At 26.8% G+C, this 17508-nt stretch carries 22 protein-coding genes; 18 read left to right on the top strand and 4 right to left on the bottom strand.

The features are described 5' to 3' along the window. The first annotated feature begins 637 nt into the window (after nt 1–637). The 8 genes from RWY47_RS12760 (at nt 638) to RWY47_RS12725 (ending at nt 7508) form a co-directional block, all read left to right on the top strand. Nucleotides 638–820 carry a hypothetical protein gene (locus RWY47_RS12760; RefSeq protein WP_224170584.1) on the top strand — a complete coding sequence of 61 codons (183 nt, stop codon included), beginning with the start codon at nt 638–640 and terminating at the stop codon, nt 818–820. Nucleotides 821–981: 161 nt separating this feature from the next. Further along, entirely contained in the window at nt 982–1242 is a 261-nt protein-coding gene (locus RWY47_RS12755; RefSeq protein WP_021428990.1) for a hypothetical protein, read from the top strand. A gap of 347 nt (nt 1243–1589) precedes the next feature. Then, nucleotides 1590–2255, top strand: a complete 666-nt coding sequence (locus RWY47_RS12750) for a DUF969 domain-containing protein (protein WP_224170585.1) — start codon at nt 1590–1592, stop codon at nt 2253–2255. Nucleotides 2256–2268: 13 nt separating this feature from the next. Beyond that, nucleotides 2269–3201 (top strand): DUF979 domain-containing protein, encoded by a 933-nt coding sequence (locus RWY47_RS12745; RefSeq protein ID WP_021430803.1) that lies wholly within the window; start codon nt 2269–2271, stop codon nt 3199–3201. Between the two features lie 33 nt (nt 3202–3234). Further along, nucleotides 3235–3876 (top strand): pyroglutamyl-peptidase I, encoded by a 642-nt coding sequence (pcp, locus tag RWY47_RS12740; protein WP_035116513.1) that lies wholly within the window; start codon nt 3235–3237, stop codon nt 3874–3876. Then, complete coding sequence (locus RWY47_RS12735; RefSeq protein ID WP_150842639.1) at nt 3870–4286, top strand: gamma-glutamylcyclotransferase family protein; 417 nt, start codon at nt 3870–3872, stop codon at nt 4284–4286. Before pcp ends, RWY47_RS12735 begins: the two co-directional genes overlap by 7 nt. A 147-nt stretch (nt 4287–4433) precedes the next feature. After that, nucleotides 4434–5285, top strand: a complete 852-nt coding sequence (locus RWY47_RS12730) for a L,D-transpeptidase family protein (RefSeq protein ID WP_332842060.1) — start codon at nt 4434–4436, stop codon at nt 5283–5285. A 111-nt stretch (nt 5286–5396) separates the two neighbouring features. Next, complete coding sequence (locus tag RWY47_RS12725; RefSeq protein WP_224170586.1) at nt 5397–7508, top strand: DNA topoisomerase III; 2112 nt, start codon at nt 5397–5399, stop codon at nt 7506–7508. 197 nt (nt 7509–7705) lie between these two features. Here the strand turns inward: RWY47_RS12725 and RWY47_RS12720 are convergent, their stop codons facing one another. Then, a complete protein-coding gene (locus tag RWY47_RS12720) occupies nt 7706–8035 on the bottom strand; it encodes a hypothetical protein (RefSeq protein WP_150842641.1) in 330 nt (109 codons plus the stop codon). 147 nt (nt 8036–8182) lie between these two features. On the opposite strand from RWY47_RS12720, the gene RWY47_RS12715 reads away from it, so the two are divergent. From RWY47_RS12715 to epsC, 4 genes are all read left to right on the top strand, one after another. Further along, nucleotides 8183–8956, top strand: a complete 774-nt coding sequence (locus RWY47_RS12715; protein ID WP_224170587.1) for a sugar phosphate isomerase/epimerase family protein — start codon at nt 8183–8185, stop codon at nt 8954–8956. Between the two features lie 219 nt (nt 8957–9175). Continuing rightward, nucleotides 9176–9751, top strand: a complete 576-nt coding sequence (locus tag RWY47_RS12710) for a PepSY domain-containing protein (protein WP_224170588.1) — start codon at nt 9176–9178, stop codon at nt 9749–9751. Nucleotides 9752–10017: 266 nt separating this feature from the next. Further along, on the top strand, nt 10018–10920 hold the full coding sequence (gene cysK, locus RWY47_RS12705; RefSeq protein ID WP_168931451.1) for a cysteine synthase A: 903 nt from the start codon (nt 10018–10020) through the stop codon (nt 10918–10920). Nucleotide 10921: 1 nt separating this feature from the next. Beyond that, nucleotides 10922–11437 carry a serine O-acetyltransferase EpsC gene (gene epsC, locus RWY47_RS12700; RefSeq protein ID WP_150842645.1) on the top strand — a complete coding sequence of 172 codons (516 nt, stop codon included), beginning with the start codon at nt 10922–10924 and terminating at the stop codon, nt 11435–11437. A 73-nt stretch (nt 11438–11510) separates the two neighbouring features. On the opposite strand, the gene RWY47_RS12695 is transcribed toward epsC, so the two are convergent. Beyond that, nucleotides 11511–12149, bottom strand: a complete 639-nt coding sequence (locus tag RWY47_RS12695) for a biliverdin-producing heme oxygenase (protein WP_021430813.1) — start codon at nt 12147–12149, stop codon at nt 11511–11513. A gap of 192 nt (nt 12150–12341) precedes the next feature. On the opposite strand from RWY47_RS12695, the gene RWY47_RS12690 reads away from it, so the two are divergent. The 4 genes from RWY47_RS12690 (at nt 12342) to RWY47_RS12675 (ending at nt 15503) form a co-directional block, all read left to right on the top strand. Beyond that, a complete protein-coding gene (locus RWY47_RS12690) occupies nt 12342–13130 on the top strand; it encodes an EcsC family protein (protein WP_082367579.1) in 789 nt (262 codons plus the stop codon). Between the two features lie 236 nt (nt 13131–13366). Next, nucleotides 13367–13921 (top strand): GNAT family N-acetyltransferase, encoded by a 555-nt coding sequence (locus RWY47_RS12685; RefSeq protein WP_224170589.1) that lies wholly within the window; start codon nt 13367–13369, stop codon nt 13919–13921. A 66-nt stretch (nt 13922–13987) separates the two neighbouring features. Continuing rightward, entirely contained in the window at nt 13988–14668 is a 681-nt protein-coding gene (locus RWY47_RS12680; protein ID WP_224170590.1) for a class I SAM-dependent methyltransferase, read from the top strand. A 244-nt stretch (nt 14669–14912) separates the two neighbouring features. After that, nucleotides 14913–15503, top strand: coding sequence for a GNAT family N-acetyltransferase (locus RWY47_RS12675; protein ID WP_021430817.1), 591 nt, complete (start codon nt 14913–14915; stop codon nt 15501–15503). A gap of 105 nt (nt 15504–15608) precedes the next feature. Here RWY47_RS12675 and RWY47_RS12670 read toward each other — a convergent pair whose 3' ends face one another. Continuing rightward, the gene (locus RWY47_RS12670; protein WP_039966453.1) at nt 15609–15791 is read right to left on the bottom strand and encodes a hypothetical protein; all 183 of its coding nucleotides are present in this window, start codon (nt 15789–15791) and stop codon (nt 15609–15611) included. Between the two features lie 207 nt (nt 15792–15998). Between RWY47_RS12670 and RWY47_RS12665 the strand changes: the two genes are divergently transcribed. Both RWY47_RS12665 and RWY47_RS12660 read left to right on the top strand, forming a co-directional pair. Then, a complete protein-coding gene (locus RWY47_RS12665) occupies nt 15999–16460 on the top strand; it encodes a GNAT family N-acetyltransferase (protein ID WP_199874242.1) in 462 nt (153 codons plus the stop codon). Nucleotides 16461–16572: 112 nt separating this feature from the next. After that, nucleotides 16573–16983: a PH domain-containing protein gene (locus RWY47_RS12660; RefSeq protein ID WP_021430819.1), complete on the top strand. Its 411-nt coding sequence runs from the start codon at nt 16573–16575 to the stop codon at nt 16981–16983. Between the two features lie 51 nt (nt 16984–17034). On the opposite strand, the gene RWY47_RS12655 is transcribed toward RWY47_RS12660, so the two are convergent. Continuing rightward, nucleotides 17035–17430 (bottom strand): ParB N-terminal domain-containing protein, encoded by a 396-nt coding sequence (locus RWY47_RS12655; RefSeq protein ID WP_025163137.1) that lies wholly within the window; start codon nt 17428–17430, stop codon nt 17035–17037. Between the last annotated feature and the right edge of the window lie 78 nt (nt 17431–17508).

Raw genomic sequence — 17508 nt, 5'->3', positions numbered from 1 at the left:
TTGTTAAAGTTTAATATATAATAATATATTCCCATAAAAAAATAAATTACACATTTTATGTAAAATTTAGACCTAAAATTATATTACCATGGTTTAGCCCATGGAGCTTCATAATATTCTTCTTTCCATAATAAATCTGTAGAAACTCTAAATATATCACTAGATAAAGCTGATTTATAAAAAACGTTAATTACATTTATTTTATTACATAAATCATTGTTTATAATAATTTTAAAATCATCACATTCAAAGACTGTATCATTTTCTGTAGGCTCATCCAGAGCTACGCTAAAAACAGGTCCATATCACCCACTTACTTCTTTTAGATATACTCTTAGATACTTAACATCTAGATTATAAGATTCAAAAATATTATTTAGTTCTTTTTTAGCTGGATTACTAATATTTATAATCATAAAAACACATCCCTTATATTTTAATATTTATTAATATACCCTAATTTAAATAAAAATAAATGACAATATTGTTAAGGAATAATTAAGGAATTATTGATATAATAAAAGCTAAGGGAATATTTGGAGATGATAAAATTGAATAACCTTGGAATTGTATGTAAAATTATTTTATGTATGTAATAATACATCGTTCAACCTAATAAGTAGAAGATAATAATTATATGGTAAATATTTTTTATGTAGACTCATATTATAATAGAGCTATGTATTTAGCACTGATTTATTTGATAATAGATGGATTATATTCTTTTATAGAAAGTTTTATCAATTTAGCAAAAATAACTGATGAAGGAATTATATTTATAGATGGAACTTATGTGAAATATAAAGAAATAAATGTTTAGAAGAATTATCCAAAAGGGTATATATATAATTAAATTTATTGTAATATAGTATAATAAACAGGTATAATATTATATGTATTAATAATATAATGTAAATGGAGTAAATAAAAGGTAACATAATGTTAAAATGTTATAAACTTAATTATAGATAGAAGGGAAATATGGATATGTTTTTTTTCGATTTTTTTAAAACCAACAAAAAGAAAGTACAAGAACAAATAAGTGAACTAAAAAGTGAAAGAGAGTGTTTAGAGAAAGAATTTAATAAACATCATAATAAATATGAAGAATTATGGAGGAAATATCATAGCAATGAAATGAACTATACTTCAGCTATGAAGGTAGATAATAAGTGTTATGAATTAAAAGCTAGAATAAAAGAACTTGATAAGAAGATAAAGGAATTAGAGGAAGAGTTATAAAAATTAAAGCTTATAAATTTTGTTTAAAAACAAAGTTTATAAGCTTTTTTATTTAATAAAATGAAACTTGCATGCTTAAAGATTAAAATAAGATAATTTTTTATAATAACTTTTAAATTGAATATGAAAATGAAATTATATTCAAAATTTATTGAACTTTATAAAATAAAAAAGAATTTTTTACCATAAAAATATAATAAATGTTAGATTAAATGGGAAAGGTAAGAAATTAAACTAAATTATCAAAAAATTTAAAAAAATGTAAAAATTGATTGACAATAAATCTCATTTTAAATATAATTTGAAATAACATTATAAAGTTAAGGAGTAAAGAAAGGAAGTAAAGCATGATAAAATTAATAGGTATTTTAGTTGTCATTTTAGGATTTGTATTTAAAGTAGAAACTTTATTTACAGTATTAGTTGCTGGGATTGCGACTGGATTAGTGGCAGGAATGGATATTATGGATATTCTAAATACATTGGGGCAATCGTTTGTAGATAATAGAGCGGTATCATTATTTATAATGACTCTGCCAGTAATAGGAATACTAGAAAGATACGGATTAAAGCAAAGGGCTGTTTATTTAATACAAAAGCTTGGAAAGTTAACTACAGGAGGCGTATTTTCTATATATATGATAATAAGACAAGTAGCTGGTGCGCTTTCAATAAGAATAAGTGGACATCCTCAATTTGTTAGACCTTTAGTTGAGCCTATGGCACAAGCAGCAGCAAAGAGTAAGTATAAAAACGTAGATGTAAAAGATGAAGAAGCTATAAAGGCTTTATCAGCAGCTAGTGAAAACTATGGAAACTTTTATGGTCAAAATTTATTTTCTGGGAGTTCAGGGGTATTATTAATAGCATCGACTTTAACTGGATTTGGATATGCAGTAAGCGAACTAGATATAGCTAAGGCTAGTATAATAATGGCTGTAATAGCATTTTTAATTTCTGCATTACAAAACTATTTATTTGATAAAAATTTAAACAGAAAATATAACACATAGGGGAGGATCATAAGTGCAAAACTTTATAAATATAGGACTAGAATCGTTTTATGTTTTAATGGGAATTTTAATGCTAGTCATTGGTGTTAAATCACTTAAAACAATTGATAATAATAAAAAATATGGAACATTTGCTTTTTGGGTATTACTTAGTTTACCGTTTATATTTGGAAAAGTACTACCAGCAACATTTATTGGAGGAATATTAGTATTATTAAGTTTATTAACTCTTACTAAGCAAGTTGTGTTTGCAAAATACGAAGTCGCAACTGAAGAGTTTAGTCAAGCTAAATCAGAAAAAATAAAGAGTAAAATATTTTTACCTTCACTTATATTAGCATTTGCGGCAGTTGCGGTAGCTATGTCACTTTCTTCATATGCTAGTTCCTCACAATTTGCAATAGGAGCTGGAGCAATAGTAGCACTTATAAGTGCATTTATAATCACAAGAGCAAAACCTAAAGAGGCAGTTGAAGATGGAGCAAGATTACTTCAACAAATGGGGCCTACTAGTATGCTACCTCAATTACTTGTTGCACTTGGAGTTTTATTTACAAATGCAGGAGTTGGAGATGTAATATCTAATATGATATCAGGAGTGGTTCCGGCGGATAGTAGATTCTTTGGAGTAGTAGCTTATGTTTTAGGAATGGCAATTTTCACTATGATAATGGGTAATGCATTTGCAGCATTTTCAGTTATAACAGCAGGTATAGGGATACCTTTTGTATTATCACAAGGTGCAGATCCAGCCATAGTTGGAGCTTTAGCATTAACAGCAGGGTATTGTGGAACTTTACTTACGCCTATGGCTGCAAACTTTAATATAGTACCAGCAGCATTACTAGAAGCTAAAGATCAATACAGTGTAATTAAATATCAGGCACCAGTTGCTATTGTATTATTAGCTATACACATATTTGTAATGTACACATTTGCATTTTAATTATTTAGTAAAATTTTAAAGGAGGAAAGTGGAATGAAAATATTAATAACAGGATTTGATCCATTTGGAGGAGAGCCTATAAATCCAGCTGAAGAAGCTGTTAAAAGAATAAAAGATGAAATAAATGGAGCTGAGGTTATAAAGCTGACTATACCTACAGTTAGAACAAAATCAGTTGAAGCTATAGAACAGGCAATAGATAAGCACAATCCAGATATAGTAATATCAGTTGGGCAAGCAGGAGGCAGATTTGATATAACTCCAGAAAGAGTAGCTATAAACTTAGATGATTTTAGAATAAAAGATAATGAAGGTAATCAAGTTGTTGATGAAACTATACAAATTGATGGACAGCCGGCATACTTCTCTAATCTACCGATAAAAGGTATGGTAAAACATATGAATGAAAATGGGATACCAGCATCAGTTTCAAATACTGCAGGAACTTTTGTTTGTAATCATGTAATGTATGGGATACTATATTTGATAGATAAAAAGTATCCGAATATAAAAGGTGGATTTATTCATATACCATATATGACAGGACAAGTTATAGATAAGAAAAACATGCCTTATATGAGTTTAGATGAAATCGTTACTGGACTTGAATTAGCAATAGAAGCATGTACTATATATAATGAAGATATAAGAGCAATAGGTGGAGAAATATGTTAGTAAAAAAGATATTTGTATATGGTAGTTTAAGAAGCGATATGTTCAATTACAATATATATTTAAATGGAAAAGTAAAAAGTTCTAAAAAAGGATATATAAATGGCAATTTATATCATTTAGACAACAAAGGCTACCCAGCGGTTACAAAAGGTAATAAAAAGATTCTAGGGGAATTAATGGAACTTAATGATTTTGAAGCAACGCTAAAAGAACTAGATGATATGGAGAATTACAAGTTAGATGGATTTAACAATGAATATAATAGGCGTGAAGTAGATGTTACTCTTATAGATGGAAGCATAGAAAAGGCATATTTTTATGAGTACAATAAAGATGCTGAAATTAATAAAAATGATGTATTAATTTCTATAGAATGTGGGGACTGGAAAGAATATATGTCAAATAAATAAAGAATAAAAGCTATCTTAATAAAATTTTGTGATTTATTAGGATAGCTTTTTTATATTTAAACCAAGGGGATTTTTACGAGACTATTCACCTATATATAAATAAGTACATAAAATTATATAAGTTATATAATAAGGATGTGTGTATTATTGAATATAGATAAGAATTTTATAAAAATAAATATGCTTCCACAATATAAGTATACGCTCAAAAATTCAAACTTAAGAAAAGATACTTCAACTAGTTCTGATATTATTACTGTTATTTCTAAAGGTTCTAAGGTTGAACTTATTGAAGCTTATGATGAATGGAGTAAAGTAAGATATGAATCAAATATAGGATATATACACAATGATTTATTATCAATTACTAAATATCCATGGAGTAACTTAAACCTTAGAAAAGAACCGAATACTCAATCAAATATAATAATTACAATACCAAAAGAATCTAGAGTAGACGTTATAGAAAATATAGGAGACTGGAGCAATATAATATATAATGACATAGAAGGGTATGTATTTAATTACTTTTTATCCGATGATGGGAATAAACATGATGTATTAGATTATAAATATTTTTATAGTGACATGGCTAAATTTGTAAATCAAAACAATATAAAGAGCCCTACAAACAATTTATTAGTAACTGATTTGAAAAATAAGTATACCTATATTTTAAAAAAAGATAATAACTCTTGGGTACAGTTGTTTAAATGGAAATGTACTGTTGGAAAACCTAGCACTCCAACTATAACAGGAATTTTTTATATAGATGGAAGAAAGCCATATTTTGGGACTGATGAGTATAGAGTTAAATATGCAACACGTATAAAAGACGGATACTATTATCATTCAGTACTGTATGATTCTACAGGAAGTTATATAATAGATGGAAGGTTAGGGAAAGCTTTGAGCCATGGTTGTATAAGGCTAGATACCGAAAATGCTAAATGGATATATAATAATATATTAGACACTACTACAGTGGTAATACATTAAATATATAAGGGAGTTGTATAAATGTAAATTTCAAACTCCCTTATATATTTAACATATATTAGAAAACTATGTTATTATATACTAAAGCATTAATGAAAGGAAAAAGATATAATGGGAAAAACACTAGTACTAGCAGAAAAACCTTCTGTAGGAAGAGATTTAGCTAGAGTATTAAATTGTAAAAATGAAAAAAATGGATATATAGAAGGTAGTAATTATGTAGTAACATGGGCTCTTGGCCATTTAGTAACACTTGCTGAAACTGAAAGTTACTCAAATAAATATAAAAATTGGGACATAAATGATTTACCTATATTACCTAAATATTTAAAGACTGTAGTTATAAAAAAGACATCTAAACAATTCAACACAGTGAAAGCTCAACTAAATAGAAATGATATTGAATCGATTGTAATAGCTACAGATGCGGGTAGAGAAGGAGAACTTGTAGCAAGATGGATAATAGAAAAAGCACAAGTTAAAAAGCCTATAAAGCGTTTATGGATATCATCTAGCACAGATAAAGCTATAAAAGAAGGATTTTCAAAATTAAAGGATGGAAAAGAATATGAAAACTTATATCGCTCAGCGGTTGCTAGAGCAGAAGCTGATTGGTTAGTTGGAATAAATGCTACAAGAGCACTTACAACGAAGCATAATGCACAACTTTCTTGTGGTAGAGTTCAAACTCCTACTGTAAATATGGTTTACAAAAGAGAAGAGGAAATTCAAAAATTTAAACCAAAAGAATTCTATGGTATTAAATTACAAGCACCTATGTTTAGTTTGAACTGGGTAGACTCTAAGAATAATAGCCAAAATAGCTTTAATAAAGAAAAAGTAGAAAATATATTAACTAAGATAGAAAACAAAAATGCTGAGATAGTAGAAGTTAATAAAACTTATAAAAAGAAATATTCACCAGGACTATATGACTTAACAGAATTACAAAGAGATGCAAATAAAATATTTAATTTCTCTGCAAAAGAGACTTTATCTATAATGCAAAAATTATATGAACACCATAAAGTTCTTACATATCCTAGAACAGATTCCAAATACATTAGTACTGATATAGTAGACACTTTAAAGGATAGAGTTAGAGCTGTGAGTGTAAGTGACTATGCAAAAGTTTGTACTAAAATATTAAAAGACAAAATAAAAACTAATAAATCATTTGTAGATAATTCTAAAGTAACAGATCACCATGCTATAATACCTACTGAGGAGAGAGTATTCTTAAGCGATTTAAGTGATAGAGAAAGAAAAATTTACGATCTAGTAGTAAAAAGATTTTTAAGTGTTTTAAGTGATCCTTTTGAATATGAACAAACAACTATAAAGGCTAACATAGAAGGTGAAACTTTTGTAGCTAAAGGTAAAAAAATTATTAAATTAGGATGGAAAGAAAACTATACTAATATAGATGAAGATGATGATAATGATCAAAATCTTCCAAACTTAAATAAAAATGATATTATAAAGGTAGTTAAATGTAGTTTAACTAGTGGCAAAACACAACCTCCAAAACCATTAAATGAAGCTAGTTTATTAGCTCAAATGGAAAAAGAAGGTCTTGGAACAGTTGCAACTCGTGCAGATATAATAGAAAAGATTTTTAATTCTTTCTTAGTTGAAAAAAGAGGAAAAGACATTTTTATAACATCTAAAGGAAAGCAATTATTAGAGTTAGTTCCTAGCGAGTTAAAATCGGCAGAGCTTACATCTTCTTGGGAGAAGAAGCTTAATGAAATATCATGTGGTAAGTTAAAGAAAGATGTATTTGTAAATGAAATGAAAGACTACACTAAAGATATTGTAAAAGATATAAAAAGTAGTGATGCTAAATTTAAACATGATAACTTAACTAAAAATAAGTGTCCTGAATGTGGAAAGTATATGCTTGAAGTTAATGGAAAAAGAGGAAAGATGCTAGTTTGCCAAGATAGAGATTGCAACACTAGAAAGATGGTTTCTACAACTACCAATGCGAGATGTCCTGTTTGCCATAAAAAACTTGAACTTAGAGGCGAAGGGGAAGGGAAGACTTTTGTTTGTAGCTGTGGACATCGTGAAAAACTAAGTACTTTTAATAAGAGAAAGAAAGAAGAAAATAACAAAGCATCTAAAAGAGATGTTAATAAATATTTAAAGAATCAAAATAAACAAGAAGAAAGTTTCAATAATCCTTTTGCAGAGGCATTAGCTAAACTTAAAAAATAGTTATTTAAATTAACATGAAGGGGTTATATGTATGATTTGCTCAACAAGCTGAAAATATGCTTGAAATGCAGCTACATCACACATATAACCCCTTTTTATATAAAGCTATTAAAATAAAATTTAGAAAAGTTATGAATTTATAATTCAGATAAAATTAGTTGACATAATTAAATTTAAGTAATGTATAAGATTAATTTTTAAGCTGTGAAAAAGTAATCCCAATAAGTATATATACTTAAAATAAATGCAACTAATGTGTAAGCAAGAGAGACAAAAAAAGGAGTGCTTTTAAAGAATTTAAGTCCATAATTACGAGTTGTTTCTTTATCAATTGATATTGCGGTCCAATAGTCTAAAAACCTATTATAGATGTTATCCTCTGTTGAAAAAAAGCCTATAATTGTTGTGAATAAAACTCCTATTATTAAAGACATGTCAAGAAAAGATACTTTCAAAGAATTGCTTATTAGGTGGTTAACTAAAACTATTATAAATAGAGTTAACATTCCGATAAAAAGTTTTTTCAAATATATACCTCCTTAATTTATTTAATATAATTGTATAGACTTAAATAGATTTAATCAATAGAAAAAAGGGTAATCTAGTTACTATATATAATTATTAAAAATAAGTTATTCTTGTGATAAAGAATTTAAAATAAAGGTGGTGTAATGATGAAGGATATTAAGTTAGTAAAACTTATTGGAGATATAAATAAAAGCAACATAGATGAAATTAACAATTTAGGAATTGGAGTAGAAATTCAGAGTTTTCCTCAAAATATTTTGGATGAGGATTATAGTACAATAATAAGGGATTGTAAGAATAAATTAAAAAACTTTAGCAATATAATATCATTACATGGATCTTCATTTGATTTAAACCCAGGGAGTACGGATAAAAAAGTTATTGAGTTAACTAAATATAGATACATGCAATCAGTTGAAATTGCCAAGGAAATAGGTGCTAAATATGTAATTTTTCATAGTCAACTAAACCCTTTATTAAGTGTAGAGAAAATAAGAAAACTTAAGTTAGACAATCAAATAAAATTTTGGCAAGATTTTATGAACGAAATTGATGATATAGATGTGACTATTTTATTAGAAAATGAGTATGATGAAAATCCTGAAGAGATTTTACATATTGTTAAATCAGTAAACTCTCCTAAACTTAGAATATGTTTAGATACAGGTCATATTTTAGCATACTCTAAAACATCTTTAGAAGAATGGATCGTATCAACCAAAGATTTTATAACTTATATACATTTACACTTTAATGACGGAAAAAATGATTCTCATAGTAAACCAAGTGATGAACAATTAATTTACTTTAAAAATATAATAGAAGAAGCTAAAATAAATTCTATATTGTCGCTAGAATATAGATTTGAAAATGTATCAGAAGAAGTAAATAGAGTAAGGTATGTTTTGAGTAAAAAATAAATAAAAAAGTGTAGTCAAAATAATATAAAAAGACTACACTTTTTTATTTGCTTTAGCAAATCTTCGTTGTCAGTATTCGAATTATTATATATAACATAGAAGTAACTTAACAATATTGTTAATTTTATAAATTTGAAACTGTGAGATATGTTTGAATATGTAAAAAGATGGTATATATATTAATGTTGAAATTTTAATAATTATTCAGGAGGGATAGATATGAAAATTAACAAAGCAATTATTATAGCATTAGGATTAGTTGTTATATGTGGGGTTGGAGTAAGTTATTCCCTAGTAAAAGATGACAAAGCAGAATATCTAACAAAAGACCAAGCAAAAAATATTATTTTAGAAAAAGTACCAGATGGTAAGATATTAGAGTTTTCTTATGATAATGAAAATAATTCACCAAAGTATGAATCAGAAATAGTTAAGGATACTATGAAATACCAAGTGGATGTAGATGCTGAAACTGGCAAAATAATAAACTTTGAACAAGAAGTACTTAAAGATCAAAATAATGGAAAAACTTCAGATAAGCTAATAAGTGAAGATAAAGCTATGGATATAATGATTAACAAGGTTCCTAAAGCTACAGTTCAAAAATTTAACTTAGACAAAGATGGGAAAAATGTTGAGTATGAAGGTGTACTTACAAAAGCGGATACAAAATATGAAATAACAGTAGATGCAAAAACTGGAGATATAAAAGAGTTTAGTCATGAACAAATAAAAGTAAAAGACACAAAAGCAGATAAAGATAATCAATATGGATATATAGAGATCAATGACTAAAATAAGAAAAGTGTAGTTATCTAACGATTAAGAATTAGATGGTTACACTTTTTTTATTTAAATATAAATAAACTTGTATAGACTAAAACTATTAATATAACAATAAATATAGAATTAAGCTATATTTATTGAAAGCAAATAACAAATTTAGTAAAATTAGAAAAACTAATTTAAAAACTGAATTTTGTATGTATAAAAATTTATAAAAATTTATAAACATTTATAGGTACTTATACATATAATTAAAAAAATAGGAGGGGTAATATATGTTATATAATAATGTTTTAGATCTTATAGGAAAAACTCCAATAGTTAAGCTAAATAATATTCAAAGTGAAAATAATATATTTTTAAAGCTAGAAAAATACAATATAGGTGGAAGTATAAAGGATAGAGCTGTTCTTGGGATGATTGAAGACCTTATGGAAAGCGGAGATATAAAAAAAGGAGATACTATAGTAGAAGCAACAAGTGGAAATACGGGAATTGCTTTATCTATGATTGGAAAGCTAAAGGGTCTTAAGATTATTATAGTTATGCCTAGTGCTATGAGCAAAGAGCGTAGAGATTTGATGAAAGCATATGGAGCAGATATAATACTGACAGGTGAAGGTGGAATGCAAGCCTCTATGGATAAAGCAAGTGAATTAATAAGTTCAAATGGAAGTTATAAATCTTTGAAGCAATTTGAAAATAAAAGTAATCCTAAGAAACACTATGCTACAACTGCAATAGAAATATATGAAGACATTAAAAATATAGATATATTTGTATGTGGTATAGGAACAGGTGGAACAATAAGTGGAGTTGGAAAATATTTAAAAGAATTAAACAAAGATATAAAAATTATTGGAGTTGAGCCAGAAAGTTCTCCTTTAATATCTAAAGGACATAGTGGGCCCCATAAGATACAAGGAATAGGAGCTAATTTTATACCTAAAAATTTAGACATGAGTATTGTAGATGAAATAGTAACTGTAAAGGATGAAGATGCTATAAACACAATTAAGTTACTGGGAGAAAAGGAAGGAATACTAGTAGGGATTTCATCTGGAGCAAATGTATATGCAAGTATGGAGATAGCTAAGAAGTTTAAAGGAAAAAACATTGTAACAATATCTCCTGATGGAATTGAGAAGTATCTATCTATGGATATAATTGGAGGATAGAATGCTAAAAAAAATAAATGCTGACATAGAGTATATAATTGAAAATGACCCAGCTGCAAGATCTAAGATAGAAGTTTTTTTACTTTACCCATCAGTGCATGCTTTGATTGGTCACAGAATTGCACATTACTTTTATAAATATAAAATGTTTTTTATAGCAAGATTTATATCGCAAGTAAATAGATTTATAACGGGAATAGAGATACACCCAGGTGCAACTATAGGAAGTGGAATTTTAATTGACCATGGTATGGGAGTTGTAATAGGGGAAACTGCAGAGGTTGGAAACCGAGTTACTATATATCATGGAACCACATTAGGGGGAACAGGAAAAGACATCGGTAAAAGACATCCAACTGTAGGGGATAATGTAGTAATAGGAGCAGGAGCTAAAGTTTTAGGACCAATAACTATAGGTGAAAATTCTAAAGTAGGTGCAAATGCAGTTGTATTAAAAGATGTTCCGCCAAATAGTACAGTGGTTGGGATACCTGGCAAAATAATAAAAAAGGAATAACTAAGAAGTTATTCCTTTTTTATTTCAGTGTAAAGTTTAAAATAATGTACGTCGAATAGGGGGAAACTAAATTTTACTTATCAAACTTCACGTAATCTAATTCATTAGATATACTTATATTAAAAACATATGAAAGCGAAATTTCATTTAAGAATTTAGCTTTCTCTTCATCACTTAAATTTATTAAATCAAGTTTTTGATGATATTCCATCACAAAAGCTTTTAAATCTTTTATATGGTCGAACATATAATAATTAAGACCTTCATTTTCTATAGAGTAGTTTTCTTTTATTATTTTAAAGATAGTTCTACCGCCAAATAAATCTGCTAAATATCTTGTATAAGCATGAGCAACTAACAATTTAGGATTTGTTTGAGATATTTCATCTAATCTATCAACGAAAACCCTTGTTGAATCGCAAATTTCTATTGAATCAATCTTATACCCTAATAAGAACTTAGAGTCATCAAGTAAGGCATTAGCTCTAAATACTTCAGGAGTTATAAATTCTTTTAAGACTTCATCGTCTTTATGCTTTTCAAGATTCTCCTCTATTGCTTTGTAAATAAAATAAAGATTATAGATGTACTCTCCGTATGTTTCAACATTAGCATCTCCATCAATTAATCTTTTTATGAACCCTGTATTTTCAGCCATATCGTGTAATCTTTTTGTGCTACTTTGAATGACTTTTAAAAAGTTCATATCCATAAAATCATCTTCTTTCTTTTGTATTGTGATTACTAATAAAATAAATACCCTATGAAATTAAAACTAAAACATTAATTTTAATAGTTATTACAATTTTGATATATTAGACCAATAAGGTTTAATGTATAATAAAATATACTATAATTACTAAAAGGAAACTTTTAATTAAGATAATTAAAGATAGGTGATAAAATGCAAGACTATAACAATATACAGATAAGAGAACTAGAAAATTGGAAAGAAAAGATGAAAAAGAAGCCATCAATAATAAATAAAGCATCTAAAGAAGCTCAAAATAAACTAAATTCAGTACTTCCTGAAAATTATCATAATATACTTACTACAGCTATAAAGAACATGACAAAGGTTGTTTTGTTTGGGTCAAAATATACGACAAAAGCTCCGATTGAAAACATTTCATTACAAGAGCGAGACGAACTAGCTTATGAAAAGATTAGATTATACAAAAAAACTGCTATGCTAGAAGGAGCAGGTACTGGAGCTGGAGGAATTATTGTGGGTCTTGCTGACTTTCCTTTACTTTTAAGTATAAAAATAAAACTTCTATATGAGATTGCAAGTATTTATGGATTTGATACTAAGGATTATAAAGAAAGAATATATTTATTAAATATATTTCAACTAGCATTTTCAAGTCAAAATCATGTTAATACTATATTTAAAGATATGGAGCATTTTAATGAATCAAAAGATATACTATCAGATGATATAAATGAGTTTGATTGGAGAAAGTTTCAGCAAGAATATAGAGATTATATAGATTTAGCTAAGTTACTTCAACTAGTTCCTGGTATAGGGGCTTTTGTTGGTGCATACGTAAATAATAAATTAGTAGATAAGCTGGGGGAGTATGCAATATATTCTTATCATATGAGATTGTTAGATACTAGCGGATATATAAAAGAAAATGAGAGTTTTTTATCCAAAAGTTATAAAAAAATCATATCAAGAGTTAAATAACCAAACTATAAAATCAATTTATAGAAAAATAATTATTTAAATTAAGAATTTTTGGTAAAACAGAAACTTTAATAAAAAGTCTTGGGGTAGGTTAAAAATCTATTCCAGGGCTTTTTTTATTTGAAAACTTACTAAAATAACATATAAAGGGTTTTTATATCATAAATCTAATTGTATATATACATTGAAAATTTATATTTCACAACGTATATACTTTGAAGCAATTCAAAAGGGAGTTGAAAAACGAAGTGTTAGAATCTATACAAGATAAAAATATTATTACAGATAGACTAATACTAAGGAAATTCAATATAAGTGATACTAGAGATATGTTTAAAAACTGGGCATCTGACAGTGAAGTAACTAAGTTTTTACAATGGGAACCTCACATAAGTGAGGAATATACAAAATCAGTAATTGAAACATGGATTAAAGATTATAAAACTGAGATGTCATATCACTGGGCAGTTGAACTAAAAGAAACAAAAGAAGTTATTGGAGAAATATATATATTTAATATAAAGCAGAAAAGAAGGTGTTGTGAAATTGGAATATGCATAAGTAAGAGATTCTGGAATAAAGGGATTTCTACAGAAGCATTAGTTTCAACTATAAATTTTATATTTAAAGAAACTGAGATATGGAGAATTATTGCTATGCATGATGTTGAAAATATTGCATCTAAAAAGGTAATACTTAAAAGTAAAATAAAATACGAAGGAGAGTTTAAATGTAAAACAAACCTAGCTGTCTATTCTATATCAAATAAAAATAAAAAGAATTATTTGTAAGATGTGAAAAGGAATTATATTATTATATTTATAAAGCCATTATAAAAATTGATATTAGGAGGGCACATGAAAAAATATTATCTAGCATATGATGAAAGATATAAAAAAGCACATTCTGAGGGGATTTTATGGTTTTCTAAGAATCCAACTCCAGATTTGTTAAAATGGATTGAGTACTATAATATCGCAAAGCAAGATAAAATATGCGAGGTTGGATGTGGAGAAGGAAGAGATGCTTTGTACCTAGGAATTAAAGGATATAAAGTAAAAGGAATTGATGCATCAGAATCTGCAATAAATAAGTGTAAAGAGTTAGCTAATAAAAACTTAGAAAATATTGAATTTGAAGTTGAAGAAATAATAAATTTAGAAAGTAGTGAAATTACAAAATATAAATGGATATATGCAGTAGGAGTTTTACACATGCTTGTAGATGATAACGATAGAAATTTATTTTTAAAATCAATTTATAATATGCTAGATAGGGGAGGTCATGCACTCTTAGTAAATATGGGAAATGGAGAAGTTGAGATGAAAACTGATACATCTAAAGCATTTGAAATCCAAGAAAGAAATAATAATAGTGAAGGCAAAAAAGTTATGGTTGCATCTACTTCATATAGATCTATAAATTGGGAAAATCATATAAAGGAATTAGAAGATGCTGGGTTTTTTATTGAAAAAACTATAAATACACAAAACAATGAATATGGAAATTGCATGGTTGTATATTTAAAAAAATCTTAAAAGAATAAAGATAAAAGAGGGAGTTTAAACTCCCTCTTTTTTTAAAAAGTACAAATAATATTTCAATTGTTAGTTAATAGCAAATTGGTTTTTTTCAGAAATTTAGTTAATAAATTTACATTTATTAAAGGATTTTAAGCATACATATCTAAAATATATCAAAGTAAGAGAATAAATAGGATAAAAATAAAATAAAATTATTTTGGGCGTAAAATTTTAAAATAAATAATTTAGGGGGATATAAATGATAATTTGCAAGAATTTATTCATAAGAACATTAGAATTGGGAGATGAAGAATTTTTATATAGATGGTGGAATGATGGAGAAATGATGCAGCACTCTACACATGCATTCGGAATTCTAAATAGCAAGGAAGCAATAAAACGCAAACTATTCAAAGAGTTTGAAAACGAAACAATGTTTCCAACAGATAAAAGATTTATAATTTGCAAAAAAGATGACTCAACACCAATAGGAGAAATCAATTATTGCAACTGGGATAGTAGAAGTCAAAAAGCAGAGTTAGGAATCAAGATTTGTAATATAGATGAACAAGGTAAAGGTCACGGATTAGATGCTCTATATCATTTTATAGATTTTATGTTTAAGTTTTTAAATCTAAATAAAATAGAGTTAACAACGATGGCTGACAATAAAAGAGCACAACAATTGTATAAAAAACTTGGGTTTAAAAATATAGGAATAATTAGAGATGGGTACTTCGATAGTAGGTTTGGTGAATTTTCAGATGTAGTTTATATGGACTTAATAAAAAAAGAATGGGAAATTTATAAATATGAATTTGAAAAAGAGTTTTTAATGACATATAGATAAGTTATATTTTATATAAAAATATAACTTATAATTTTAAATTGAATTATATATTAAAGAAATATTTAATATATACAACTTTAATATATAATTCAATGAATTTAAAAATTAATCAGTATAACCAGTGAGTTCTTTATGATTTCTTAGAGCTCCAATAGAAGAAATTATAGTTAAAATTAAATAAACAAATCCAAAGCTACTGTTACATGAAATATTCCATATAGTAGCTAGAAATAATATTAATCCTAAACAAAACCAAATATTTCGTCTCAACTTCAAATCTCTGTTCATAAAAATACCACCTTTAAATTTTATAAATTGTTTAAAAAATAAGTCTAATTGTATTTATAATTACCATAACCATAAAAAATAAACATGATCCCAATTATTATATGAATTATTTTTATAAATAAAATTCTACTTTAAGTTCGAAAATCCTTTAAACTTATAGTATATATGATAAAAAATCTAATTAATTAGTATGTTTTGGAGGGGAAAATGAACAAAATCAATATAAAAAGAGTAGATGAAAATGAAGAAATACCATATGAATTATTATATTTAGCAGATCCATCTAAAGAATCAATAAATGATTATATAAGTAGAGGTAACTTATATGTTGCATCTATTGGAAATGAAGTTGTAGGTGCATATGTAATATTAAAGACTAGACCATTAACTGCAGAGATTATGAATATATCAGTAAATGAAGCGTATCAGAAAAAAGGTATTGGCAAAGTTTTAATAAAACATTCTATAAGTACAAGCAAGAATTTAAATATTAAAACACTAGAAGTTGGGACAGGAAACTCAAGTATATATCAGTTAGCTTTCTATCAAAAGTGCGGATTTAGAATAACAGGGATAGATAAAGACTTTTTTAAAAAACATTATAACGAGAAAATAATAGAAAACGGAATAGAATGTATAGATATGATTAGGATGAGTATGGATTTATAATTATATGACAGATTATAAATCATTTAATTAAAATACTATACACTTTACTTGAAATACGAATTGAAATATGATAATGTTACATAAAATAAATTATTTTGGAGGAGATTTTTTAATGGCTTTTTTTAATAAGTTAGCAGGATATGGATCAATAGATAGTTCAGCAGGAAATAAAATTAAAGATTACCTAATAGATGGAGAAGAGATAATACAAGCATTTACTTTTATAAGAGACTCTATAATATTAACAAATTATGGTATATACTTAGTAGATGTTCAAGGTGTTAGTGGAAAAAAAGTAGAAGTTAAATTTTTCCCTTCTAAAAACGTAAAAAGTATATCTTTTGAATCTGCATCTACATTTGATTTAGATGTTGATATAAAAATAGGGGTTGATGGAAATACGGTTATAAGCCAAAGTGGTATACCTCATAATGCACCTATTTCATTTAAAGTTCCTAAAGCTCAGGCTGAAGAAGCTAGAGAAATTGTTAAACTTGTAAAGATAAACTACTTAGTTAGATAAGTAAATATAAATTACAATAAAAATACACTTAGTAATTTACTAAGTGTATTTTTATTGTAATTCTTTAAGTAAGTTATCACAGTACTTAACCCATAAAATTTCATGTTCAAAATTAGATATTATCCTGTCACTTAAACTTTCTATAGATTCAAGTCCCATTTCTTTAGATTTATTATGAATAGTTAAATAAAGCTTTGTAGGTCCGGGAACCTCTTCTATTGGATGAATTTGTGCAGATATAAATTCTTTGCCGTTTTCAAAGGCAGCCATAGCCCTTGAGTGGCCATCTATAAGTGCGTATTCTCCATCAATTACCCCAATTAGTACTGGAGGAAATACGGGATTTTTATCTTCATTATATATTTTTCTTATTTTTTCTAATTTATCTTTATTTATATAAAAATTATTTGGTCTTAATTCCTTTATTGGAAGTTCCTTTAATATCATTTTAGCCCCCCCTTTTTCAAAATTATCAACTAGATTTAATATATTAGATATACGAGCAAAATGTCCTTTAATTTAATG

The organism is Paraclostridium sp. MRS3W1 (assembly GCF_032465715.1).
GTDB classification, from domain to species: Bacteria; Bacillota; Clostridia; order Peptostreptococcales; family Peptostreptococcaceae; genus Paraclostridium; species Paraclostridium dentum.
The sequence above is the reverse complement of the archived record's forward strand: the minus strand, read 5'-3'. Positions and strand labels throughout refer to the sequence as shown.